The sequence below is a fragment of the Streptomyces sp. NPDC086080 genome, assembly GCF_044540255.1.
Lineage (GTDB): Bacteria > Actinomycetota > Actinomycetes > Streptomycetales > Streptomycetaceae > Streptomyces.
Genome location: NZ_JBITRU010000026.1, coordinates 55,623 through 80,554, shown reverse-complemented (window position 1 = coordinate 80,554; position 24,932 = coordinate 55,623). Strand labels below are relative to the sequence as shown.

At 72.6% G+C, this 24,932-nt stretch carries 17 protein-coding genes and 2 pseudogenes; 14 read left to right on the top strand and 5 right to left on the bottom strand.

Features of this window, described 5'->3' with window-relative positions:
* The first annotated feature begins 468 nt into the window (after window positions 1-468).
* The 3 genes from ACIF9R_RS26935 to fxsT are packed head-to-tail and all read left to right on the top strand — an operon-like array spanning window position 469 to window position 7,634.
* Complete coding sequence (locus tag ACIF9R_RS26935; RefSeq protein WP_399984948.1) at window positions 469-2,022, top strand: hypothetical protein; 1,554 nt, start codon at window positions 469-471, stop codon at window positions 2,020-2,022.
* Window positions 2,019-3,101: an AAA family ATPase gene (locus ACIF9R_RS26930; protein ID WP_399984947.1), complete on the top strand. Its 1,083-nt coding sequence runs from the start codon at window positions 2,019-2,021 to the stop codon at window positions 3,099-3,101. The genes ACIF9R_RS26935 and ACIF9R_RS26930 overlap by 4 nt, the downstream gene beginning before the upstream one ends.
* On the top strand, window positions 3,102-7,634 hold the full coding sequence (fxsT, locus tag ACIF9R_RS26925; protein ID WP_399984946.1) for an FxSxx-COOH system tetratricopeptide repeat protein: 4,533 nt from the start codon (window positions 3,102-3,104) through the stop codon (window positions 7,632-7,634).
* Window positions 7,635-7,811: 177 nt separating this feature from the next.
* Here the strand turns inward: fxsT and ACIF9R_RS26920 are convergent, their stop codons facing one another.
* Entirely contained in the window at window positions 7,812-9,134 is a 1,323-nt protein-coding gene (locus tag ACIF9R_RS26920; protein WP_399984945.1) for a cation:proton antiporter, read from the bottom strand.
* A gap of 612 nt (window positions 9,135-9,746) precedes the next feature.
* Here ACIF9R_RS26920 and ACIF9R_RS26915 point away from each other — a divergent pair.
* The 4 genes from ACIF9R_RS26915 to argF all read left to right on the top strand — a co-directional run bounded on the left by ACIF9R_RS26915 (window position 9,747) and on the right by argF (window position 14,276).
* Window positions 9,747-9,968 carry a hypothetical protein gene (locus tag ACIF9R_RS26915; RefSeq protein ID WP_399984944.1) on the top strand — a complete coding sequence of 74 codons (222 nt, stop codon included), beginning with the start codon at window positions 9,747-9,749 and terminating at the stop codon, window positions 9,966-9,968.
* 93 nt (window positions 9,969-10,061) lie between these two features.
* A complete protein-coding gene (locus ACIF9R_RS26910; protein WP_399984943.1) occupies window positions 10,062-11,885 on the top strand; it encodes an HEXXH motif domain-containing protein in 1,824 nt (607 codons plus the stop codon).
* A gap of 99 nt (window positions 11,886-11,984) precedes the next feature.
* Window positions 11,985-13,208 carry an arginine deiminase gene (locus ACIF9R_RS26905; RefSeq protein WP_399984942.1) on the top strand — a complete coding sequence of 408 codons (1,224 nt, stop codon included), beginning with the start codon at window positions 11,985-11,987 and terminating at the stop codon, window positions 13,206-13,208.
* Between the two features lie 60 nt (window positions 13,209-13,268).
* Window positions 13,269-14,276, top strand: coding sequence for an ornithine carbamoyltransferase (gene argF / locus ACIF9R_RS26900; RefSeq protein ID WP_399984941.1), 1,008 nt, complete (start codon window positions 13,269-13,271; stop codon window positions 14,274-14,276).
* Window positions 14,277-14,320: 44 nt separating this feature from the next.
* Here the strand turns inward: argF and ACIF9R_RS26895 are convergent, their stop codons facing one another.
* Window positions 14,321-14,764 carry an ATP-binding protein gene (locus tag ACIF9R_RS26895; RefSeq protein ID WP_399984940.1) on the bottom strand — a complete coding sequence of 148 codons (444 nt, stop codon included), beginning with the start codon at window positions 14,762-14,764 and terminating at the stop codon, window positions 14,321-14,323.
* A gap of 337 nt (window positions 14,765-15,101) precedes the next feature.
* Between ACIF9R_RS26895 and ACIF9R_RS26890 the strand changes: the two genes are divergently transcribed.
* Together ACIF9R_RS26890 and ACIF9R_RS26885 are read left to right on the top strand one after the other, a co-directional pair.
* Window positions 15,102-15,929, top strand: coding sequence for an enoyl-CoA hydratase family protein (locus ACIF9R_RS26890; protein ID WP_399984939.1), 828 nt, complete (start codon window positions 15,102-15,104; stop codon window positions 15,927-15,929).
* 140 nt (window positions 15,930-16,069) lie between these two features.
* Window positions 16,070-18,418, top strand: coding sequence for a bifunctional salicylyl-CoA 5-hydroxylase/oxidoreductase (locus ACIF9R_RS26885; protein WP_399984938.1), 2,349 nt, complete (start codon window positions 16,070-16,072; stop codon window positions 18,416-18,418).
* Window positions 18,419-18,456: 38 nt separating this feature from the next.
* Here ACIF9R_RS26885 and ACIF9R_RS26880 read toward each other — a convergent pair whose 3' ends face one another.
* Window positions 18,457-19,281: a PaaX family transcriptional regulator C-terminal domain-containing protein gene (locus ACIF9R_RS26880; RefSeq protein WP_399984937.1), complete on the bottom strand. Its 825-nt coding sequence runs from the start codon at window positions 19,279-19,281 to the stop codon at window positions 18,457-18,459.
* Window positions 19,282-19,315: 34 nt separating this feature from the next.
* On the bottom strand, window positions 19,316-20,926 hold the full coding sequence (locus tag ACIF9R_RS26875) for an AMP-binding protein (protein ID WP_399984936.1): 1,611 nt from the start codon (window positions 20,924-20,926) through the stop codon (window positions 19,316-19,318).
* A gap of 117 nt (window positions 20,927-21,043) precedes the next feature.
* Here ACIF9R_RS26875 and ACIF9R_RS26870 point away from each other — a divergent pair, with 117 nt between their 5' ends.
* From ACIF9R_RS26870 to ACIF9R_RS26860, 3 genes are all read left to right on the top strand, one after another.
* Window positions 21,044-22,171 (top strand): acyl-CoA dehydrogenase family protein, encoded by a 1,128-nt coding sequence (locus tag ACIF9R_RS26870; protein WP_399984935.1) that lies wholly within the window; start codon window positions 21,044-21,046, stop codon window positions 22,169-22,171.
* Window positions 22,168-22,566, top strand: coding sequence for a RidA family protein (locus ACIF9R_RS26865; protein WP_399984934.1), 399 nt, complete (start codon window positions 22,168-22,170; stop codon window positions 22,564-22,566). The genes ACIF9R_RS26870 and ACIF9R_RS26865 overlap by 4 nt, the downstream gene beginning before the upstream one ends.
* 103 nt (window positions 22,567-22,669) lie before the next feature.
* Window positions 22,670-23,494, top strand: a complete 825-nt coding sequence (locus ACIF9R_RS26860) for an alpha/beta fold hydrolase (RefSeq protein ID WP_399984933.1) — start codon at window positions 22,670-22,672, stop codon at window positions 23,492-23,494.
* A gap of 63 nt (window positions 23,495-23,557) precedes the next feature.
* On the opposite strand, the pseudogene ACIF9R_RS26855 reads toward ACIF9R_RS26860, so the two are convergent.
* Window positions 23,558-23,641: pseudogene (locus ACIF9R_RS26855) on the bottom strand (DUF5999 family protein); the annotation flags it as partial.
* Window positions 23,642-23,737: 96 nt separating this feature from the next.
* Here ACIF9R_RS26855 and ACIF9R_RS26850 point away from each other — a divergent pair.
* Both ACIF9R_RS26850 and ACIF9R_RS26845 read left to right on the top strand, forming a co-directional pair.
* Window positions 23,738-24,198 (top strand): annotated as a pseudogene (locus tag ACIF9R_RS26850) (nucleotidyltransferase domain-containing protein).
* A 252-nt stretch (window positions 24,199-24,450) separates the two neighbouring features.
* Window positions 24,451-24,891, top strand: coding sequence for a DUF6299 family protein (locus ACIF9R_RS26845; protein WP_399984932.1), 441 nt, complete (start codon window positions 24,451-24,453; stop codon window positions 24,889-24,891).
* Window positions 24,892-24,932: the final 41 nt, after the last annotated feature.

Sequence of the window (24,932 nt, the reverse complement as noted above, 5' to 3'; positions counted from 1 at the left end):
GGGGCACGTGGTGGGTTCCCCGGCACGCTCCGGTTCCCACGGGACGGCGTGGGCGCCGGTCGGCCGATGAGGGTCGGGCCCCAACTCGTGTGGCGCGGCCGCCGGTGCCGTCCCGCCTGGTGGTGCGGGGGATCAAGGAGCCGGAATCCGTGGGTCGGAGACGGCGGAGCCGCCGGATCGGGTGTTCGTCCCGCTTCAGCGCGACGCCTCGCGGGCTGCCACCACCGTGGAGATCGCCAGGGACCCCGAACCGGAGCGCGGGGCGCTTGATCCCCTGCACCACGACACGGGACGCGGCCTGGCCGCCCGGGGCGTGGGTGCGCATGATTTCGGCCAGGGATATCACTCGTGTGGGTGATCCAGGCGGGGGGCCGGGGTGGTGACCTCATTCGTCCCTGGTTAACCGCTGGTTGCCGTGCTAACTTCGCTGACCGGTCAGGCAGACGAACCGGCTCAGGGGGAAAGTCGGTGACAACGGACTCAGGGCTCGGTGATCCCGAGCGTGCGCGTGGCAGCCGGGTACTTCTGGGGTTGACCAACGCCCTGTGCGAGCTCGGCTGTATGGAGGACGCGCAGGGCCGACTGCACTTCGCCGTGGTGCTGGGCGATCTGCTGGGCGGTCAGGTCGACCTGCGGGGGGTCAAGTTACGTGAGGACGTCGCCCTGCTCGTGCGCGCGGCGCTGAACACGGCCGGCGGGGAGAGCGTACTGGTCGAAGTGGTGCGGATCCTCGAGGGAGACCTGGCGGGCGACGAGATCGACCGCATGCTCGACCGGCTGCTCGGCCGGTCGCGGGCCCCGGCCGGTCCGGGCCTCCTGGCCGGCCCCGTGATCTCCCGTGAGGACGAGCTCGGCGCCCGTGCCGTTCTCACCCGGGGCGAGTTACCCGCCACGCGGCTGCGCGACGCGCTCGTCGAGGAACTCAACGGCCTCGACCTGCCGACCGGGCTGACGCCCGATCAGCTCTTGTCGCACATCCTGGGCTGGACCGCGCAGCGGGACGGGCTGCCGCCCGCCGTGCTGCTCGTCGACCACGCCGCCCGCCTGGCGGCCACCCCCGCTCATCAGGACGCCCTGAGCGGCTGGGCCCACGACTGGGCGCAGCGGTCCGGCCTGACCGAGGCGCTGCGGGAGCGCCGGCGGGCCGCCGCTGTGGCACCGAGCGACCCGGACATCCCCTGCTGCCTCGTCATCGCCGTCGAACCGGCGCGCGACGGTACCCGGGACATCGTCGTACGCCCCTGGCTCAACACCGTGCCCGGACACTGGAACCCCCAGCCGGGTGAACCCGCCTACACGACCCTGGACGACCTCGGCACCGCCGTCGAACGGGCGCTGCGCCAGGGCACCCGGCTCTGGACGGCACCGCGCGAGCCGGACACCGGCGGACGCCGGCCCCCACCGCCGTACATCGAGTTCCTGCTTCCGTACGACCTGCTCAACCACGATGTGGCCGGGCTGACGCACCGGATCGGGGACGGCCAGCCGCTGCCGCTCAGCCTCAAGTACGGCGTCCACCTGCGCAGTCTGGAACGGATGTACTCGGACGACACCGTGATCCGCGACCAGTGGCGGCGGCGCTGGCGCACCCTGGGGGAGCAGGGCGTCACCGTGCACGGATGGCGTGAACCGGACGCTCAGCGGCCCGGGGCGTGGCAGGCGGGGCTCGCCGGGGAATCACGACATACGGCGGTGGTGCTGGACGCCCCCAGCGGCAACGGAGCCCTGGCGGCGCTCAAGGCCGCCATCGCGGAAGGGATAGGACTCGCCATATGGGACCGCAGGGGAGTCTTCGCCGAGGAACGACGGGAGGTGGTGACCGCGTTGTTCGCCGCCGCCCAGACACCGGCCCGGATCCCGACGGCCGTACACCTGCTGCGCAGAAACGCCGAGAGCAACGGCCAGGGGCCAGGTGAGCTGCTCGGCAGACATATTGGCTTCTTCTGGGACGATCCCACCCGTCCCATCGACGTCCAGCCCACCGATCCCGGCGATCTCGCCAGCGAGGAGGCACCGGCATGACCGCGCAGGAGCAGACGGCCCCAGGTGGCTGGCGGGTGTTCCACGGCACGGGCCGCGAGCCGGCCGTACCTCCCGCGCTGCCGGAGCCGCCGCCCTGGCGCCTGTTCCGCGGCGCCCCGTCCCGCCCGGTGCCCGGCGCCGACGCCCAGGCCGCCCTGCGCCGCCTCGGCCCCGGTGACATCGCGCCGCAGCTGGGCGAGGAGGAGATCCACGTCGTCAACGCCGCCCTGCTGCTGCGCCGGCCGTTGCTGATCACCGGACCGCCCGGCGTCGGCAAGTCCACCCTCGCCTACCTGATCTCCCGGGAACTCGGACTCGGCCGGGTGCTCGAATGGAACATCGTCAGCCGTACCACCCTCCGGGACGGCCTGTACGCCCATGACGCGATGGGCAGGGCGCAGGCCATCGCCGCCTGGCGTGCGGGACTGGGGGACGTGGCCGGGGACGAGGGGCCGAAGACCCCGGGGGACGACGCTGCCGACAAGTCGAGTACGCGTCAACTTCCCCCGGCATTGGGAGACTTCATCACGCTGGGTCCCCTCGGCACGGCCCTGCTGCCCTACGATCGACCCCGGGTGCTTCTCGTCGACGAGCTCGACAAGAGCGACATCGACCTGCCCAACGACCTGCTGCACGTGCTGGAGAATGGAAGCTATGACGTCCCGGAACTGGTGCGTGACGCCGCGGACACGGCCCGCGTCCACACCAGCGATCCGGGGAGCAGGGCGGATGTGCGCGACGGCCGCGTCGAATGCCGGGAGTTCCCGGTCGTGGTGATCACCAGCAACGGAGAGCGTGAGTTTCCGGCCGCCTTTCGCCGGAGGTGTCTGCCACTGGAGATGCGTACGCCCACGCGAGAGCAGCTGCTGGCCATGGTGGAAGGGCATCTCGGCGCCCGGCCCCAGGGCACGGAAGACCTGGTGGACCTGTTCGTCCAGCGGGTCCAGGCGGGCGGCACCCACTCGCTCGATCAGTTGCTCAACGCTGTCCAGATGACTACGGCGGGTGGTTTCCAGGCGGATGGTGACGGGCGTAAGCTCGTCGAAATGCTCCTGCGCGACCTCGCGAAGGGCCGCTGAATGAAGGGCTATCCCAGGGAGCACGCATCCGGGCTCGGCGACGGATTCCCCGTATCGGGATCGTCGCCTCCTTTGGCGTTCCCCGAGTCCGCCGGCCGGGCGAACGGGCGTGGAGCGACGACCACGGACGCCCCGGACCCGGCCGGGCCACGCTGGCAGGACATCGCCGACGCGGTCTGGCTGGCCGCCTACTGGGACCGTCACGGCGGCCCGGCCGGCGGAGCGCCGCCCCCGGCCGTCGAGCCCGGCGCCGCGCCACCGTCCGTACCTCCGCCCCCCGTGCCCACACCGGTGACGGACGAGGAGGGAGGGCCGGACACGCCCGCGGCCGACGAGGCCCCGGCCACGCACGCGCCGGTCCCCGGCTCGCCCGCCGATGACCGTCCGGCCCAGGCCGTCCCGCCCCGGTCCGCCGGCGCGGGCCGCACCGCAGGTGCACAGGCGGCCCATCTGTTACCCGACCCCCAGGGCCCCTTCGCGGTGGACGTCGGGCAGCCCCTGCTGCCCGCCGACGACCGGCCGCAGTACGGTCCCGGCCGGGTCACCGCACAGTTCGCGCGCGCCCTGCACCTGCTGGCCCGCCGGGTCCCCTCCCGCGACACCCTGGAGCTGGACGAGGAGACCACCGCCGAGCAGGGGGTCGTCGACGGCATGTGGATGCCCTTCCTGCGCCCGGCCCGCACCGCCGCCTTCCACCTGGTGCTGGTCGTCGACGACGCCCCGACCCTGCGGATCTGGAAGGACTCGGTCACCCGCCTCGCCCGGGCCGCCGAACACAGCGGCGCCTTCCGCACGGTGCGCACGGTCCGGGTGAACGTGCCGCGCACCGGCCCCGCCACACTCCGCCTGGGCACCGGACCGGCCACCTCCGATCCCGGCGAACTCCTCGACGGCGGCGGCGGCCGCGTCTACCTCGTCGTCACCGACGGACTGGCCCACGGCTGGGCCGCCCCCGCCGCCGACGACCTCCTAGGCCGGCTCGCCCACGCCGGCCCCACGGCCCTCGTCCACCTGCTGCCGCCCCACATGCGCCGCCGCTCCACGCTCTACCCGTACGAGGCCGTGTTGGAGGCCGGTGGCTTCGGCGCGGCCAACGACGCCCTCACCCACTGGCCCCCGCCCGGCGGCACCGACCCGCTGCGGCCGCTGCCGGACGGCGGCGACGGATCGGTGCCCGTGCCGGTGCTCTCGCTCAAACCCGGTTCGCTCGCCGCCTGGGCCGGCCTGGTGACCGGGGACCGGGGAGTGCGCCGTGCCCTGCCGATCGTGCTGGCCGGCACCCTCGTCAAGGGCGCGCCCGCGCCGGGACTGCGCGCCCCCCGCTTTCCGCGCGCCGCCAAGGCCGCCGTCCGCCGCTTCTTCACCCTCGCCACCCCGGCCGCCCGCAAGCTCGCCTCCCAGCTCGCCGCCGTGCCGTTCGACTTCGACCTGTTCGAGCAGCTCCGGCACCGCACCATGCCCGAGACCCGGCCGGACCATCTGGCGGAGATCCTGATGGGCGGGCTGATCGACTGGGAGAACGGCGTCGAGGGCCGGCCCGAGTTCGCCGAGGGGGTCCGCGAGGAACTGCTCGCCACCACCACGCGCAGCCAACTCGCCCGTACCGTCAGCGTGGTGGGCGAGCTGCCCGCGGCGGGCGAGCGCGGCCTGGCCCTGCGCGCGGCCCTGCGCGACCCCCTGGGCGCCAGTCTGCCGGACCCGTCCGAGCGCGGCTGGGCGCGCAGCGAGCTGGCGGTGATGAGGGCGCTGTCGGGGCCGTACTCCGAACGGGCCCGGCGGATCGAGCCCCGTCTCTCCCGCGGCACCGGAACGGGTACCGCCGATGGGGTGCATTCCGGTTCGTCCGGAGTTACGCCCTCCGAGGTGAACCGCGCCATTGAGGGGGGATCGTCCGGCGGAGGGGGAAACCTGCCACCGTCGAACGGTCCCGACGATCCAGGAGAGCCCGTGCCAAGCCCGGTAACCGACACCACGCGACACGAAGAAGCCCCGGAGGCTGAGCCGCTCATGCAGAGCACCACGACCGCAACGCCGCCCGCCCTTCTGGTGAACGTTCCCCTTCGGAACACTTCGTTCGTCGGCCGGCAGGCGCTGCTGCGGGCCGTGGAGGACCAGCTGGGTGCCCAGGACACGGCGGCCGTGCTCCCGCACGCGCTGCACGGTCTTGGTGGTGTCGGCAAGTCCCAGCTGGCGCTGGAGTACATCTACACCCACCAGCACGACTACAAGGTCATCTGCTGGATCTCTGCCGAACGGGAGAGCCTGATCCTGGCCGCCCTGACCCAGCTGGCCGCCCAGCTGGGCGTCGCCCCGGCAGGACAGGAGGCCATGGGCGCGCCCGCCGCCAACACCGCCGTGCCCGCGGTGCTCGAGGCGCTGCGCTCGGGCGTGCCGTACGACAACTGGCTGCTCGTCTTCGACAACGCCGAGGACGTCGAGGCGGTGCGCCAGTACTTCCCGACCAATGGGCCCGGCAAGGTCGTCGTCACCTCCCGGAACCGGGCGTGGGAACGGGTCGCCACCCCGCTCCCGGTGAACGTGTTCGACCGGGAGGAGTCCATCGAACTGCTCCAGCGGCGCTCCCCCGATCTCACGGTGGAGGACGCCGACCGGCTCGCCGAGGCCCTCGGTGATCTGCCGCTCGCGGTGGAGCAGGCCGGCTCCTGGCGCGCCGTCACCGGCATGCTCGTCGACGAGTACCTCGATCTTCTGGCCCAGCGCAGCCCCGAGATCCTCGAACTCGACCCGGCGCCCGACTATCCGGTCTCCGTGGCCGCCGCCTGGGACATCTCGCTGGGACGCATCCAGGAGAACAACCCGGGCGCCCGCCAGCTCCTCGACATCTGCGCCAGCATGGCCCCGGAGCCCATCCCGCGGTCCATGCTGCGCGGCAGCCGGGGGGTGAACGTGACGCCCGAGGTCGACCCGCTCCTGCGGGAGTCGATCAAGCTGAACCGCGCGATCCGGGACCTGAGCCAGTTCTCCCTGATCAAGGTGGATCCGCGGTCCGACACGCTCCAGATGCACCGCCTGCTGCAAACCGTGCTCCTGGCCAAGCTGAGTTCGCAGGAGCGCGAGCGGATGCGGAGCGCCGCTCATCAACTGCTGTCGGCCGCCAAGCCCGGACCGTACGGTTCGTCGCTGGAGTGGCGTGCCTACCAGGCGCTGCTGCCGCACGTGCTGACCTCCCAGGCTGTGACCAGCACCGACACCTATGTGCGCGAGCTGGTCTTCGACACCATCTGGTTCCTCTACACCTGGGGCGACCACGAGGGCGCGGCGGACTTCGCGCGGCAGGCGTGGAGTGCCTGGATCGCGGCGTCCGGCGAGGAGGACTTCCATGTCATCCGGATGATGAAGAGCCTGGGCTTCCTGCTCCGTCAGATCGGTCAGGTGCCCGAGTCGATCCCGCTCACCGAGAAGGCGCTGGAGGTGTCGCGCCGGATCGACGCCGACGCCGAGGAGATGATCGACTCGCTGTGCGAGCTGGCCGACGCGCGCGGCTACCAGGGACGTTTCGACGAGGCGCGGAAGCTGACGGAGGAGGCCACCGAACTGGCCCGGTCGCTGTTCGGCCCCGACGACCCGATGACACTGCGGGCCACCCATTCCTGGGGCGTCGACCTGCGGCTGTGCGGCAGTTTCCGCGAGGCGCTGCCGCTGGACGAGGAGAACGCCCGGCAGCGTGAACAGCTGTTCGGCACCACCAGTTTCTTCACCCTCAACTCCCTCAACGCTCTCGCCATCGACAAGCGCGAGAGCGGCGACTACAAGGGTGCGCGCGATTTCCAGGAGGACGTCCACCGCCGGGCCAAGGCGGCCTTCGGCGAGGAGCACCCCCTCACCCTGCGCATCGCCCGCAACCTCGCGGTGTGCCGGCGCCGTGACGGTGCGCTGGCGGAGGCGGCCAAGCTGTCCGAGGAGACGCTGCGCCGCTTCACCGCGCGGTACGGCGCGGACCACTTCGACTCCATTACGACGGCGGCCAACCTCTCCGTGGACTTGCGTCTGGCCGGTGACCTGGACAGCTCCCGTCAGCTGGCGGAGTCGACCGTACGGAGGTTCGAGCAGCGCCTCGGCGGCGACCACGCGTACACGCTGCTGACGAGGGCGAATCTCGCCGCGACCTGGCGGGCGTTGGGGGACCACGAAGCGGCCCATGGGCTGGAGGAGGACGTGGAGCGCCGACTGATCCACGGGCTGGGAGAACGTCACGTCATCACCTTGACCGTGGCGATCGGCCGGGCCAACACGGCGTACGGGCAGCTCGACTTCGACAGCGCCCACGCGATCGACTCGGCGAACCTGCCGCTGCTGACGGAGGTCGCGGGCGAGGACCACCCCCTCACGTTGGCGGTGACCGCGAACCTGGCCCTGGACAACAGAGGGCTGGGCCGTGGTGCCGAGGCGGAGCAACTGCAGCGCAGGGCCGTGGAGGGTTTCACCCGGGTGGTCCGCCCGGACCACCAGTGGCTCGCTGCCGCCCTCCAGCGCTCCCGCATCGAATGCGACATGGCCCCGATGCCCCTCTGACGCACGGCGACGCGCCCCGCTCCCGGATGTTCGGGAGCGGGCCCGCTGCCAGGACAGGGGTACCGGGGCGCCAGGCCCTCGCCCCGGTGCCACGCCGGGAGGAAACGCTCCCCTCACCGAACGGTGACGGGACGCGCCATCCACGTCCGGGCGTCCGGGAGCGGAGCCGGCGCTGTGTCAGAGGCCCGGAGCCGTCGTCGTACTCTCCGAGGGCGCCGGCAGCGGTGGACCATCGGACTCGTGCGGGGCGCGGACAGTCGTCCGCAGGGGCGTGAGTCCAGCTCCGCGGCCCACCAGGAGCAGCAGCGGCTGGGTGAGGAGTGTGGTGGCCAGGGCCATCAGCACGAGGACGGTGTACAGGGGTCCGCTCAGCAGGCCTGCCCTCAGGCCCGCGTCGAGGGCGATCAGTTCCGTCAGGCCGCGGGCGCTCAGCAGCACCCCCACGATCCGCGCGTCGTCCCGGTCCAGCCCGCCCAGTCGGGCCGCGGCCGTGCCGCTGCCGATCTTGGTGACCAGGGCCAGCGCCGTCACCACGGCGAACGCGGCCCAGCCCGTGCCGTTCAGGCTGTCGAGGGAGACGGCCTGGCCGGAGACTACGAAGAAGAACGGCAGCAGCAGGGAACTGATGTCGTGCAGCGGCCGCAGCAGATCCGGGTCGAGCGTGCCGTCCTCCTCCCGCGGGCAGACGATTCCGGCGAGCAGGGCGCCGCAGATCGCGTGCAGCCCCAGATACTGCGTCACGGACGCCGCCGCGAAGGCGAAGCCGATCAGCAGGGAGAGCCGGAGCAGTGGCTCCATCCGGGTCCGCCACAGCAGCCGGCGCAGCAGGGGCCGGGCCGCCACCAGGGTCAGCGTGAGGAAGCCGGCCGCGAGCAGCGCCCGCCACTGCCACGGCAGTTCCCGCCCGTCGCCGTTCTCCAGCAGGGTGCCGGCCAGTACCGTCCAGCCGAGCACGTCCAGCAGTCCGGCGGCGGACACCGCCACCACCCCCGGTACCGTGCTGGCCAGGCCGTTCTCCCGCACTATGGCCGTCAGCACCGGTACGGCGGTTATCGACAGGGCGACCCCCGCGAACACCACGGTGCCGGGGGAGAGGTGCGGTACGTCCAGCGCGCGCAACTGCTCCCTGAACAGCAGCGCGCATCCGCTGCCCACGGCCATCGGGACGAGGAAGGCCGTCAGCGCGACACCCACCACCGTGCGCGCACGGGTGCCGAGGATCTTCAGGTCCAGCTCGTACCCCACCGCGAACAGGAACACGACCAGGGCGAACTGGGCCAGCCCTCGCAGCGCCGTGCCGATCTGTTCCGGGAACAGCAGCGTGTAGGCGTCCGGCGCCACACTGCCCAGCAGGGAGGGCCCGAGCGCTATGCCCGCGGCCAGCTGGCCGACGATGTACGGCTGCTTCAGCCGCCGGGCCAGCCAGCCGGCCGCATGGCCGGCAGTGAGGACGAGAGCCGAGGCGAGCAGGAAATGCGTCACCGCCGCGTCAGGGTTCACAGGGTCCCCCTCCGGTCCGGACTTCGGGGCCGACGGAGCGGCCGAGGGCGGGTCGCCGCACATGTGCTCGACCCTCAACTCTCCCAGAGTAAGGACATTTTGAGCGGACGAGCGCTGTCCTGGCCGCGCGTCACCCGTGTCACGGGAGGCACATGACAGCGGTCGTCGTCACCGGCCGAAGCAGAGAGGCGCGGGCCGCTCTTCTTGAAGCTCGCGGGGCGCGCGCGGCCGAGGCGCGATCCGGAAGAACTGTTTCCGGCCGTACGAACACGTCTCGGGGTCCTCAGGGAATCGAGCCGTACTCTGCCGTACCCCGGTCACCGGCCGGGGAATGCGGGGTGTCGTGGGCTTCTCCGCGCGGATGCGCCCGCCACCGGCCCGGACAGATGGCGCAGGCCACCCCACCGGTCCCGTCCGGTATGCCCCGCACGGGGGGCGCACGGAACCGCGGCCCGGATCGCACGAGTCGGCGACCACGACATGGCGGACGAGACAGCCCAAAAGATCGGGTGGCGTGATCGTACGGTTTTCGACCCGGGTAGGAATGGCCATGATGGAAAAGGAACGTGGGGACGGGGCATCGCGTGCCACCGTGCGAGAAGGGGGAGCATCTTGGATCAGCCGCCCGCTCTGCGCCACACCGCCGACCGTCGGCCGGCCACCGGTGCGGGGACCGATGTCTGGGAGTCGGATCTGACCGACCTCGCGGGCGTACCCCTGACCGCGCTGGACGAGCTCGCGCCGCTGCCCCCGTCCGTCCGTGTGCTCGAAGAGGTGCTGCGCGCACGCGGTGGTATCCGAGGCGGAAGTGAGGGACCCGCCCGAGCCGAGTGACCGTCCCGCGCCTCGGCGGCGGCGGGGGCCCGGCCCAGGCCCCGACGGGCCGTCGGCCGTCCTGACCGCATCCGTGACCGGAGGTCCCGCCCCATGACCGGCGAGCCGCGCACCACCCCGTTCCGCATGCCCGAACATTTCTTCGTGGAACTGGCTTCCGGTGGCGGATCCGCGCAGGCCGTCGCCTTTCTCGAACAGGGTGAACGGGCGCGCCGGTTACTGCTCCTGCGCACCCTGCTGAAGCGCGTCTGGGATCTGCCCACTCCGCTGACCGGGGCCGCCGGCGCCTGGCAGGTGTTCAAAGAAGCGGCCGAGCGGGCGCCGGAGCCGGTCGAGCGGTTGCTGCTCGCCCCGACGACCGGCGCCTGGATCGCGCACCTGCTGCGCCGGCTGCACGGCACGTCGACCGGACCGCTCCTGTGGGCGGAGGCGGCCCGGCTGAACGCCCTCGCGGTGGCCGCCTCGCTGTACGCCGGTACGGAAACGTCCCTGCGCGTCGCGCTGGACGACGGCGCCCTGCACCTGCCGGGCCTGGGACTGGCCCGGCTGCCGGACGGGGCGCCCGGTCCGAGCGCGGGCAGAGCCGGCGTCCGTGCCGGGGTCATGACGCTGAGCGGGCCCGACCGGGCGGGCCGGCCCACGTCACTGACCTGCCGCCCCACCCCCGTGCCGGTGGACCGCTCGGGTCCCGGCGGCGTCGCCCGGCTGCCGCTGCGCACGCTCGCCCAGCCCCGGGGGAGCACTCCCACCGACCCCGAGGCCCCCGGCTGGCACCCGCTGCGGACCCTCATCCACGCCACCCCCGACGGCCCCGTCGCCATCCCCCTGGAGGACCTGGACCCCTACCGCGACCTGGACGGCCCGATCCCGCCCGCCCGGCTGGACCACGACGAGGCGGTGGCCTGGCAGCGGCTGTTCGAGGAGGCCGCGGCGATCCTCGCGCGTGCGGACGGAGCGGGACCCGGACGGCTCGACCCCGCCCTGATCCGGTCCGTCGTGCCCTGGGCCCGCACCACCCTGCTGCCCCCGCCCCCACCGGACATACGGGTGTCCGCGTCCAGCGGCGACGCCTACGGCGCGATGATCATCGCCCGCCCCTCCTCGCCGCTCGCCCTCGCCGAAACACTGGTCCACGAGTTCCAGCACAGCAAACTCGCCGCCCTGATCCACCTCTTCCGGCTCCTCGACGACGACCGCGCCGAGCTCTACTACGCGCCGTGGCGCCCGGACCCGCGCCACCTCACCGGGCTGCTGCACGGCGCCTACGCCTTCACCGGCGTCGCGGGCTTCTGGCGGGACCGGCTCGCCGACCCCGCGCACGCCGAGACGGCCGCCTACCACTTCGCGCTGCGCCGGACGCAGAGCCGCCTCGTCGTCCGCACCCTCCTCACCAGCGGCCGGCTCACCGAGGCCGGCCACGCCCTGGTCACCGGCCTCGCCCGGACCCTGGACCGCTGGCTGCGCGAACCCGTCCCCGCGCCCGCCAGGACCCGGGCCCGCACCGCCGCCGCACTGCACCGCACGGAGTGGCGCCTGCGCAACCTTCTCCCGCCGCCGGGACGCGCCGCGGGCCCCGATCCGGAAAGGCACCGCGTGCCACCCGGAGGCCGGGCCGACGGCGGGCCCGGCGCGCCGGACAACCTCCGTTTCCGGAACGACCGCGCCTCCTGGCCCGATGTCCGTACCCACCTCTTCGCCGAGCCGCCCGCCGAGCCCCGTACGCCGGACGAGCACCTTGCCGCGGGTGACCCGGCGGCCGCGTTCGACGGGTACGCCAAGGGGCTGGAGCGGGAGCCCGGGGACCCGCGTCTGCTCGCCGGCTGGATCGTCGCCCGGGCCGCGCTGGACCCGGGCCCGGCCGCCCGGCGGACGCTGGCCCGGCCGGAGCTGCTGCTGCCGCCCCCGGCCGCCGGGTGACGGAGGCCGGAATTCCGGACCGGGGCCCGCAGCGCGTCCCGGCGCCGCGGATCCGCCGAACCGGGGGTGAACGGGCGGCCGGGTGGTCAGGATGGAGGCATGACCTACCACGTCGACTCCGAGGCCGGGCGGCTGCGCCGCGTCATCCTGCACCGGCCCGATCTCGAGCTCAAAAGGCTCACCCCCAGCAACAAGGACGCCCTGCTCTTCGACGACGTGCTCTGGGTGCGCCGGGCGCGCGCCGAGCACGACGGGTTCGCCGACGTCCTGCGCGACCGCGGCGTCACCGTCCACCTCTTCGGCGACCTGCTCTCCGAGACGCTGGCGATCCCGGCGGCACGCGCGCTCGTCCTGGACCGGGTGTTCGACGAGAAGGAGTACGGCCCGCTGGCCACCGACCACCTCCGCGCCGCGTTCGAGACACTGCCCGCGCCGGAGCTGACCGAGGCGCTGGTCGGCGGGATGACCAAGCGGGAGTTCCTGGACACCCACCCGGAGCCGACCTCCGTGCGGTTCCACGCCATGGAGCTCGACGACTTCCTGCTCGGCCCGCTGCCCAACCACCTCTTCACCCGCGACACCTCCGCCTGGATCTACGACGGTGTCTCCATCAACGCGATGCGCTGGCCGGCCCGGCAGCGCGAGACCGTGCACTTCGAGGCGATCTACCGGCACCATCCGCTGTTCCGCAGGGAGAGCTTCCACCTCTGGTCCGAGGGGCAGGCCGACTACCCGTCCACCATCGAGGGCGGCGACGTCCTGGTCATCGGCAACGGCGCGGTGCTGATCGGGATGAGCGAGCGCACCACCCCGCAGGCCGTGGAGATGCTCGCGCACAAACTGTTCGCGGCCGGCTCGGCCCGTACGATCGTGGCCCTCGACATGCCGAAGAGACGTGCCCTGATGCACCTCGACACGGTGATGACGATGGTCGACGGCGACACCTTCACCCAGTACGCGGGCCTCGGCATGCTCCGTTCGTACACCATCGAACCGGGCTCCGACGAGAAGGAGCTGAAGGTCACCGACCATCCGCCGGAGCACATGCACCGCGCGATCGCCGCCGCACTCGGGCTCAGCGAGATCCGCGTGCTGACCGCCACCCAGGACGTGCACGCGGCCGAGCGCGAACAGTGGGACGACGGCTGCAACGTCCTGGCCGTCGAACCGGGCGTGGTCGTCGCCTACGAGCGCAACTCCACCACCAACACGCATCTGCGCAAGCAGGGCATCGAGGTGATCGAGATCCCGGGCAGTGAGCTGGGCCGTGGCAGGGGAGGGCCGCGCTGCATGAGCTGTCCCGTACAGCGAGACGCTGTATAGAAATACAAATCTTCGTATATAGTTCCAATGGTTCGTGTCCCCGCATCCCTGGAGCACCCCATGGCGACTGTCCCGACCGCCCTCGCCGGCCGCCACTTCCTCAAGGAGGAGGACTTCACCGCGGAGGAGTTCCGCGGTCTGCTGGAGCTGGCCGCCGAGCTGAAGGCCGCCAAGCGGGCCGGGACCGAGCACCGGTATCTGCGGGGCAGGAACATCGCGCTGATCTTCGAGAAGACCTCGACGCGGACCCGCTGCGCGTTCGAGGTCGCGGCCGCCGACCAGGGCGCCTCGACCACCTACCTCGACCCGTCGGGCTCGCAGATGGGGCACAAGGAGTCGGTGAAGGACACCGCCCGGGTGCTGGGCCGGATGTACGACGGCATCGAGTACCGGGGGGACAGCCAGGCGAAGGTGGAGGAGCTGGCGCGGTACGCCGGTGTCCCCGTCTTCAACGGCCTCACCGACGACTGGCACCCCACCCAGATGCTGGCCGACGTGCTCACGATGACCGAGCACAGCCCCAAGCCCCTCACGGAGATCGCCTTCGCCTACCTCGGCGACGCCCGCTTCAACATGGGCAACTCCTACCTCGTCACGGCGGCCCTGCTGGGTATGGACGTGCGCATCGTCGCCCCCAAGTCCTACTGGCCCGCCCAGGAGATCGTCGACCGGGCCCGCGAGCTCGCCGTGTCCAGCGGGGCACGCGTCACGCTCACCGAGGAGATCACGGAGGGGGTCGTGGGCGCAGACTTCGTCGCCACCGACGTCTGGGTCTCCATGGGTGAGCCCAAGGCGGTCTGGGGCGAGCGGATCGCCGCCCTCGCGCCGTACGCGGTGACCATGGACGTGCTGCGCGCCACCGGCAACCCGGACGTCAGGTTCCTGCACTGCCTGCCCGCCTTCCACGACCTCGGCACCGCCGTGGGCCGCGAGGTGTACGAGAGCCACGGCCTCGAGTCGCTGGAGGTGACCGACGAGGTGTTCGAGTCGGAGCACTCGGTGGTCTTCGACGAGGCGGAGAACCGTATGCACACCATCAAGGCGGTCCTGGTCGCGACCCTCGCCTGAGGTCCCGCCCCGTCCCGCCCCCGCCCCGTCCCGCCCCGCCCCGCTCAGACCGGGCGCCGCTGGCCGGGCAGCCGGAACCACACCGCCTTGCCGGACTCGGTGGGGCGGTGACCGCAGGACGAGCTCAGGGTGCGGATCAGCAGCAGCCCCCGCCCGTGCTCCTGCCAGGGGTCGGGCGGGGCGAGTGCCGGACGGGTGAGGTCACCGGGCGGCGCCGGGTCGGCGTCGTGCACCTCGACCTGGAAACCGGTCGGCAGCATCCGCACCACCAGCTCGATCGGAGTGCTCCCCGAGGTGTGCTCCACGGCGTTGGCCACCAGCTCCGCCGTCAGCAGCTCCGCCGTGTCGCTGTCGGCGACGTGCCTCCGCTCGGCCAGTGCCGTACGGACCAGCGCACGGGCCACGGGCACGGCCGCGGTGGAGTGCGGCAGCGCGACGCGCCAGGAGGTGGAAGCGGGGGAGGATTCGTGCACAACGGGTCCGTTCATGGAGCGGGTGCTCCTGCGTTCGACCGCCAATGGTACGGCGCACCCCGTGCCGCCTTGCGCGGGGGCGGGGCCGGAGCCCTGCCGGGGCGCCGTCCGGGGCGTCGGGCCCCGGCAACGGCGGCATACCCACGCGCGTGTCCCGCCGCGCACGCCCGGTCCCACCGTTACCGGTATGTCGACGAGTCGTGACGGATGCGACGGCCTCCGGGGCCCTCCGGCCGCCGCCCCCCGAACAGACTATCGCGCACTCGTGACGACGGTCACCAATCGATGATAACTTCATGGGGCAGAACTCGGTGAGCAGCGCAGTGCCCGCCCGCCCGAGGAGGCCGCCCTCATGAGTCCCTTCACCGGCTCCGCCGCCCGCACCGACCGCTGGGAGCATCTGCGCGTCGAGCTCGCCGACGGCGTCGCCACCGTCACCCTCGCCCGCCCCGACAAGCTCAACGCGCTCACCTTCGGCGCCTACGCCGACCTGCGCGATCTGCTCGCCGAGCTGTCCCGGGAGCGGGCGGTACGGGCCCTGGTGCTGGCCGGTGAGGGGCGCGGCTTCTGCTCCGGCGGCGATGTCGACGAGATCATCGGCGCGACCCTCTCGATGGACACCGCCCAGCTGCTCGACTTCAACCGGATGACCGGCCAGGTGGTGCGCGCGGTACGGGAGTGCCCGTTCCCGGTGATCGCCGCGGTGCACGGAGTGGCGGCGGGTGCCGGCGCCGTGCTCGCGCTGGCGGCCGACTTCCGCGTCGCCGACGCCGGTGCGCGCTTCGCCTTCCTCTTCACCCGGGTCGGCCTGTCGGGCGGTGACATGGGTGCGGCGTATCTGCTGCCCCGGGTGGTCGGGTTGGGCCACGCCACCCGGCTGCTCATGCTGGGCGACTCGGTCCGCGCCCCCGAGGCCGAGCGCATCGGCCTGATCAGCGTGCTGACGGACGAGGGCCACGCCGACGAGGCCGCCCGGTCCCTGGCCCGCCGCCTCGCCGACGGCCCGGCCCTGGCCCACGCCCAGACCAAGGCACTCCTCACCGCCGAACTGGACATGCCCCTGGCGGCGGCGGTGGAACTGGACGCCTCCACCCAGGCCCTCCTGATGACCGGCAAGGACTACACGGAATTCCACACGGCCTTCACCGAGAAACGCCCCCCGAAGTGGCAGGGGAGATAAGGCGCATGCTTTCGGCGGAGGGGATGGCAGCACCCCTGGGGGCGCGGGGAACTGCGCGACAGGCCACGGACGTCCCGCGGCCGCCCCATGCGGCTGTCGCCGTGCCTGGGGAGGCAGGGGGCATGTTCTCGGTGGAGGGGATGGCAGCTTCCTCAGGGGCGCGGGGAACTGCGCGACAAGCCACGGCCGGCCCGCGGCCGCCCCACGACGACAACCACCCCCTCCGCGTAGCGATCATCGGCGGCGGCCCCGGCGGCCTCTACACCGCCGCGTTGCTCAAACGCCTCGACCCCGCCCGCGACATCACCCTCTGGGAACGCAACGCCCCCGACGAGACCTTCGGCTTCGGCGTGGTCCTCTCGGACGAGACCCTCGGCGGTATCGAACACGCCGACCCCCAGGTCCACACGGCCCTCCAACAGCACTTCGTCCGCTGGGACGACATCGACATCGTCCACCGGAACACCCGCCACACCTCCGGAGGACACGGCTTCGCCGCGCTGGGCAGGCACCGCCTCCTCGCGATCCTGCACGACCGCTGCCGAGCGCTCGGCGTGGAGCTCCGCTTCCGCACCGAAGCCCCGGACCCCGCCCGGCTGGCGGAGACGTACGACCTCGTCGTGGCCGCCGACGGAGTCCACAGCACCACCCGCGAGACCTTCCGGCACGTGTTCCGCCCCCGCGTCACCACGCACCGCTGCCGCTACATCTGGCTCGCCGCCGACTTCGCCTTCGACGCCTTCCGCTTCGAGATCGCCGAGACCGAGCACGGTGTGATGCAGCTGCACGGCTACCCCTTCTCCGCCGACGCCTCCACCGTGATCGTCGAAATGCGCGAAGAGGTGTGGCGCGCCGCCGGGTTCGACGAGACGGGCACGACGGAGTCCGTCGGGCGGTGCGCCAAGATCTTCGCCGACGCCCTCGGCGGACGCCCGCTGAAGTCCGGCAACTCGGCGTGGACCACCTTCCGCACGGTCGTCAACGAGCGCTGGTCGCACGGCAACATCGTGCTCCTCGGCGACGCCGCCCACACCGCGCACTTCTCCATCGGTTCCGGCACCAAGCTCGCCGTGGAGGACGCGCTCGCGCTCGCCGCCTGTCTGCGCGAGCAGCCGACCCTCGACACCGCGCTGGCCGCGTACGAGACGGAACGACGCCCCGTCGTGGCCTCCACCCAGCGTGCCGCACGGGCCAGCCTGGAATGGTTCGAGAACCTGCCCCTCCATCTCGGCCGGCCGCCCCGCCAGTTCGCCTTCGACCTGCTCACCCGCAGCCGCCGCGTCACCCATGACAACCTGCGGCTGCGCGACCCCCGCTTCACCGAGGCCGTGGAACGCGGCTTCGGCTGCCCTCCCGGCACGCCCCCGATGTTCACCCCGTTCCGGCTGCGCGGCCTCACCCTGCGCAACCGGGTCGTCGTCTCGCCCATGGACATGTACTCGGCGGTCGACGGCGTCCCCGGCGACTTCCATCTCGTCCACCTCGGCTCCCGCGCGCTGGGCGGCGCCGGGCTGCTGATGACGGAGATGGTCTGCGTCAGTCCGGAGGGCCGGATCACCCCGGGCTGTGCCGGTCTCTACACCGGCCGGCAGACCGAGGCGTGGCGGCGGATCACCGACTTCGCGCACGCGCAGGCACCCGGCACCGCGATCGGTGTGCAGCTCGGCCACAGCGGGCGCAAGGGCTCGACCAAGCCGATGTGGGAGGGCATGGACGAACCGCTCGACGACGGCAACTGGCCCCTCGTCGCCGCCTCCCCGCTGCCGTACCGGCCGGGCAGCCAGGTCCCCAGGGAGCTGTCCCGTGCCCAGCTCACCGACATCAGGGAACAGTTCACCGCCGCCGCCGCGCGGGCCGCGCGGGCCGGTTTCGACCTCCTCGAACTGCACTGCGCGCACGGCTACTTGCTCTCCGGCTTCCTCTCCCCGCTCACCAACCACCGCACCGACGCCTACGGGGGCTCATGGGAGAAGCGGCTGCGCTTCCCGCTGGAGGTGTTCGACGCGGTGCGCGCGGTGTGGCCCGCGGAGCGGCCGATGACCGTCCGCATCTCCGCCACCGACTGGGCGGAGGGCGGCACCACGGCCGAGGACGCGGTCGCCTTCGCCCGTGCCTTCGCCGCCCACGGCGCGGACGCGATCGATGTGTCGACCGGGCAGGTCGTCGCCGACGAGAAACCGGAGTTCGGACGCTCGTACCAGAGCCCGTTCGCCGACCGGGTGCGGGGCGAGGCCGGGATCCCGGTGATCGCGGTCGGCGCCATCTCCTCGTGGGACGACGTCAACTCCCTGCTCCTCGCGGGACGTACGGACCTGTGCGCGCTGGCCCGTCCGCATCTCTACGACCCGCACTGGACCCTGCACGCGGCGGCCGAACAGGGCTATGAGGGGCCGGGCGTCGTCTGGCCGGCGCCCTACCGGGCGGGCAGCCGCCGGCCGCCGACCGGCCGCGGTGACGCCCCCAAGCCCCGGCTCACGCTGAGCGACTGACACCGCGGGGCGCGGGCGGGGTCAGCCGGCCGTGTGGGTCAGCCGGCCGCCTCCAGGGCCGCGTAGAGCGCTCCCGCGTCGCGGAGCCGGTCGTGCAGCGCCCGGAAGACGGCCGCGGAGCGCGTGCCGGGCCAGTCCCCGGGGAGCAGTGTGGCGGGCAGGCCCGGGTCGGCGTAGGGGAGGTGCCGCCAGGAGTCCAGGGCGAGCAGGTAGTCGCGGTAGGCCTCCTCGGGCGGGGTGTCCGCGCGCCCCTCCCAGGAGCGCAGCACGGGTGCGTGCCGGTCCAGGAACTCCTCGTGCCGCCTCGCGACCGCGGCCAGATCCCACCAGCGGGCGACCGCGTCCGCGGTGGGCGCGAAACCCAGGTGCGCACCGCGGAAGAGGTCGACGTACCTGTCGAGGCGCAGACGTTCCAGGGTGTGCCGGGTCTCCTCGTACAGCCGTGCGGGGGCGATCCACACCCCCGGCGCCGCCGTGCCGAAGCCGAGACCGGACAGCCGGGAGCGCAGGACGTGCCGCTTCTGCCGCTCGGACTCCGGCACGGAGAACACGGCGAGTACCCAGCCCTCGTCCACGGGCGGGGTGGTGGCGTAGATGCGCCGGTCACCGTCCTCCAGCAACTGGCGTGCCTCGGAGGACAGTTCGTAACCGGCCGCGCCCCGTGCGGTACGCGCGGGGAGGAGCAGCCCGCGCCGTTTGAGCCGGGACACCGAGGAACGCACGGACGGGGCGTCCACGCCGACCGCGGCGAGCAGCCGGATCAGCTCGGCGACGGGCACCGGTCCCGGCGCGAAGCGGCCGTACGCGCCGTAGAGCGTGACGATGAGGGACCGTGGAGCATGTGGGTCGGACACGTTGATCATCTTAGGTCGTGCCGCTGGACGTTGTTCCCCGGCATCAGCCCTGGTCATCTCCCGTACCGGCAGGAGCGCGCAGCCGGAACCGCTGGAGCTTTCCGGTGGCCGTACGGGGCAGCGCGTCCAGGAGGACGATCTCGCGCGGGCACTTGTACGGTGCGAGCTCCGACTTCACGAAGGCGCGCAGCGCCTCGGCGTCGCGTGCGGCGCCCTCCCTGAGGACGGTGTACGCCACCACGACCTGGCCGCGCGCCTCGTCGGGCCGCCCGACCACCGCCGCCTCCACCACGTCGGGGTGGCGCAGCAGGGCGTCCTCGACCTCGGGGCCCGCGATGTTGTACCCCGCCGAGATGATCATGTCGTCGGCGCGCGCCACATACCGGAAGTAGCCGTCGGGGTCGCGGACATAGGTGTCACCGGTGATGTTCCAGCCGCCCCGCACGTACTCGCGCTGGCGCGGGTCGGTGAGGTAGCGGCAGCCGACGGGGCCGCGTACCGCGAGCAGTCCCGGCTCCCCGTCCGGCACGGGAACGCCGTCCGCGTCCTGGACGCGCGCCTGCCATCCGGGCACCGGGACCCCGGTCGTCCCGGGCTTGATGTGTTCGTCGGCGGCGGAGATGAAGATGTGCAGCAGCTCGGTGGCGCCGATGCCGTTGATGATGCGCAGCCCGGTGTGCTCGTGCCAGGCGTGCCAGGTGGCGGCGGGCAGGTTCTCGCCCGCCGAGACGCAGCGGCGCAGCGAGGAGATGTCGTGGGCGGCGGCGTCGCCGAGCATCGCGCGGTAGGCCGTGGGCGCGGTGAACAGCACGGACACGCGGTGCTCGGCGATCGCCGCCAACAGCTGCGGGGGACGGGCCTGTTCGAGCAGCAGCGCGCTCGCGCCGGCGCGCATCGGGAACACCACGAGACCGCCGAGTCCGAAGGTGAATCCGAGCGGGGGACTGCCGGCGAACACATCGTCCGCGACCGGCCTGAGAACGTGCCGGGAGAAGGTGTCCGCGATCGCCAGCACATCCCGGTGGACGTGCATACAGCCCTTGGGGCGTCCGGTGGTGCCGGAGGTGAAGGCGATCAGGGCGACATCGTCGGCGGCGGTCGGCACGGCCTCGTACGGGCCGGCGGGTGCGGGGCGGTGGGTCAGGTCGCCGGGGGAGTCGCCGCCGTAGGTGGTGATCGTCAGTCCCGGCACGTCGGCCTTGGCCAGGTCGTCGACGGCCCGGATGTCGCACAGGGCGTGGCGGACCCGGGCGATCCCGCAGATGGTGGCCAGTTCGTGCGGGCGCTGCTGGGCCAGGACGGTGACGGCGACCGCTCCGGCCTTCAGCACGGCCAGCCAGCACGCGGCCAGCCATGGCGTGGTGGGCCCGCGCAGCAGCACCCGGTTGCCGGGTACGACCCCGAGGTCCCCGGTGAGCAGATGCGCGAGCCGGTCCACCCGGGCCCGCAGCTCGCCGTACGTCCAGGGCGCTGTGCCCGGTGCGTGGAACACCGGGCGGTGGTCGGGCGGGCCGTGCAGCAGTTCGGCGGCGCAGTTCAGCCGTTCGGGGTAGCGCAGCTCCGGCAGGTCGAAGCGGAGCTCGGGCCACTGGCCGGGTGGCGGGAGATGATCGCGGGCGAAGGTGTCGACGTGCGCGGTGGCCCGTGGATGCATGACGGTTCGCCCCCTCGGCGTGGTGGGCTCGCCCCAGGAGCGTATCGCGTTGGTGACGGCAGTCAACGGTCCGCGATAACCTGGGATGTGGACTGGCGGCGAGGGAAGGGCCACGAGATGACCGCGTTCTCGCTCGAACCGGCACAACACGCCTGGTGTGCGGAGCTGCGCGGGCTGGCCGCGCGGCGACTGCGACCGCTCGCCGAGAAGGGCGAACCCGGCCGGGTCAACCGCGCCCTGGTCGCCGAACTGGGCACCCTCGGCCTGCTGTCCCGGCTGTTCACCTCCGGCGCGCTCGACCTGTGTCTGATGCGCGAGTCCCTCGCCCGTGTCTGCACGGAGGCGGAGACCGCCCTGGCCCTCCAGGGCCTCGGCGCCCACCCGGTGCACGCCCACGGCACCCCCGCCCAGCGGGAGCGCTGGCTCCCCCGGGTGAGTGACGGCAGCGTGGTCGCGGCGTTCGCGCTGAGCGAGCCGGGCGCCGGCTCGGACGCGGCGGCACTGTCCCTCACCGCACACCCGGACGGGTCCTCCGGCTGGCGGCTCACCGGGGAGAAGTGCTGGATCTCCAACGCCCCCGACGCCGACTTCTGCACCGTCTTCGCCCGCACCACCCCCGGTGCCGGAGCCCGGGGCGTGACCGCCTTCCTGGTCCCCGCCGACCGGCCCGGCCTCACCGGAAGCCGCCTCGACATGCTCTCCCCCCACCCCATCGGCGCCCTCGCCTTCGACGCCGTACCGGTGACCGCCGACGACGTACTGGGCACGCCGGACGGCGGCTTCCGGGTCGCCATGGACACCCTCAACCTGTTCCGGCCCAGCGTCGGCGCCTTCGCGGTCGGCATGGCCCAGGCCGCCCTGGACGCGACCCTCGCGCACACCGCACGGCGGGACGCGTTCGGTGGCAAGCTGAAGGACCTGCAGACCGTCGCCCACCAGGTCGCCGAGATGGCTGTGCGCACCGAGTCGGCCCGGCTGATGGTGTACGCGGCGGCCACCGCGTACGACGAGGGCGCCGCCGATGTCCCCCGGCGCGCCGCGATGGCGAAACTGCTGGCCACCGAGACGGCGCAGTACGTCGTCGACCGGGCCGTCCAGCTGCACGGAGCACGCGCCCTGCGGCGCGGGCATCTGCTCGAACACCTCTACCGCGAGGTTCGTGCACCCCGTATCTACGAGGGGGCGAGCGAAGTCCAACGGGGCATCATCGCCAAGGAGTTGTACAAGAACCTGGAGGACCGGTGACCGCCGAGCGCGTCAACCCGCCCGCACTCTCCCCGCCGGCCGGCTTCTCCCACGCCGTCGTCGCCACCGGCTCCCGGCTGGTGTTCCTGGCCGGCCAGACCGCCCTCGACGCCGACGGCAAGGTGGTCGGTGACACCCTGCCCGAACAGTTCACCCGCGCCCTCACCAACCTGCTCACCGCCCTGCGCGCGGCCGGCGGCACCCCCGCCGACCTGGCCCGCGTCACCGTCTACGCCACCGACATCGCCGCCTACCGCCTCCACGCCCGCGCGATCGGCCGCGTCTGGCGGGAGCTGGCCGGCCGGGACTACCCGGCGATGGCCGTCGTGGAAGTGGTCCGGCTGTGGGACGAACGTGCGCTGGTGGAACTCGACGGCTTCGCCCTGCTGCCCTGACCCTCCGGGCGCGCCAGGGGGTGTTGCCCGGGTCCTGCTGGGGTCGCAAAGATGCCGTTGCCCGAAGTCGGCCTGATCCGAACGACACCCCTAGCCTGACGGCATGCCGGAGATCGAGCTGAGCGCGGGCACCGTCGAGTACGAGGACACCGGAGGTGACGGACCGGTCCTCGTCCTGCTGCACGGACTGCTGCAGGACTCCTCGGTCTGGCGGAAGGTCGTCGCCGGACTGCGGACCGGCCACCGGCTGATCGCGCCGACCCTGCCGTACGGATCGCACCGCAGACCCATGACCCGGCCGCCCACGCCCGACCTGGTCAACGAGTTGGTCGCGGAGTTCCTCGACCGCCTCGACCTGAGGGACGTCACCCTCGTCGAGAGCGACTGCGGACGCGCCCAGACGGTCGCCGGCCGGCACCCCGAGCGGCTGGCGCGGCTGGTGCTGATCTCCTGCGAGGCCTTCGACAACTATCCGCCCGGACTGCCCGGCAAGATGCTCACCCTGGCCTGCGGGGTGCCCGGCGGCATCCCGCTCATGGTGCGGACGCTGGGCCTGAAACCGCTGCGCAGGCTGCCCATCGGCCTCGGCGTGCTCACCAAGCGTCCGGTGCCGGACGAGATCGTCGACCGCTGGCTGCGCCCCCTGCGCACCGACCCGGCGATCCGGCGGGACTTCCGGCACTACGGGACCCATGTCCGGCGGACCGAACTGCTCGAAGCGGCGCAGGGCCTGCGCCGCTTCGACCGCCCCGCGCTGGTCGTCTGGGCGACCGAGGACCGGATGATGCCCCGCGCCCACGGCCGCCACCTGGCCGAACTGCTCCCGCACGGCCGGCTGGTGGAGATCAGGAACACGCGGACGCTGATCGCCGAGGACCGGCCGGAGCGGCTGGCCTCCCTGCTGCGGTGGTTCGTCGCCGAAGGGTGAACGCGGCGGCGGCCGGGGCCGGGCGGCGACCACGAGGCGATCGGCGGACACCCGGTGCGGGTCGGCCATCCGGCCGTCGGGGAACAGCTCGCCGGTGTCGTCGAACACGACCACACCGTCGCACCGCAGGCTCCTCGTTCTCCGCACCTCACCCGGATGGGTGGGCTCGAGGGTGGTGGGTGCCGAGAAATGGGGTCGCAGTGAGTGGTCCGGTTCTGCAGACTCCGGCCTGTGGATCGTTTGATGGTGATCGCGGATCGGTTGACCGACGTCGGCGGAGTGGTCGGCGTGTGTCTGGGCGGCAGCCGAGCGAGGGGAACACACCGGCCCGACTCCGATTTCGATGTCGGTCTGTACTATCGGCGGCCGCTGGACACCGCTGCTCTGCGTCTTCTGGCGTCCGAGCTGACCGGTGAGTCGGTCGAGGTGGAGCGGCTCGTGGAGATGCCTTCTATGTCGCCGGTTGCCTCTTCCGGGTGGTGGGGCTTCTTGTGCAGGGCCTGCATGCTCACGCGGGTTGCTGGGTGTTGAACGAAAAGGGAGCCGTCCAGGCTGCGGGACTGCTCCCGGCTGCTCCCGCGGACTTCACGGCGAGGGCTCACGGGTTGTACGCCATGTCCGGCACGACCCCGGACGTTCTGTCCGCCGTGCTCGATGCCGCTGACGCTCTGGCTGCCGACGTATGCAGGCGGCTTGCGTCCTGAGCGGAGCCACGGTGACGTAGTCGACCATGCGCGGGCCTCACGACTTCAGCACATCTTCCCGATCTTCCACGCTCGCGCTCGCTCCCCGGTGTTGGTCGGATGGTGAGCCGCACCGATACCGGCGGATGCCGGCGGTGGCCGTCCCCCGACGGCCGGTACCGTCCGGCCACCGAAGGGTGACGACGAGTGGCCGCGGGCCCGTGGGCCGGGTACTGGTGGAACGTCTTGTTCCGATCGCTCACGGAGGCTTCCATGCGTGTACGCCCCTACCTCGGCGCGGCGGCCGGTGCCGCGCTTCTGCTGCTCGGCACCGCGGCGGTGGTCACCCCGGCCACCGCGTCGGCCGGTCCCACGGAGGCCGTGACGGTGCACGCGGAGGGACGCATCGCCGACGACGGCTCCGTCACCCTCTCCGGCACGTACCGGTGCCTCGCCACCACCGGAGAGGCCTTCATCGGCTCCTCGGTGAGCCAGTCCGCACCCACGATCCGCTACGGCATCGGGGGCACCCGCGCGGTGTGCGACGGAGAGGAGCACCCTTGGAAGAACACCGGTCGCGTGCCCGACGGCGTACTGAAGGCGGGACCCGCGGACGTCGAGGCCACGGTCGTCGAATTGCGCCCCGCCGGCATCCTCCTGGAGCCCGTCGTCCATGCCGTCGATAACCGGGACATCACCCTCGTCCAGGTCTGACCGGCGACCGTCCGGCCCCGCGGACTGCCGGGGACCGGAAG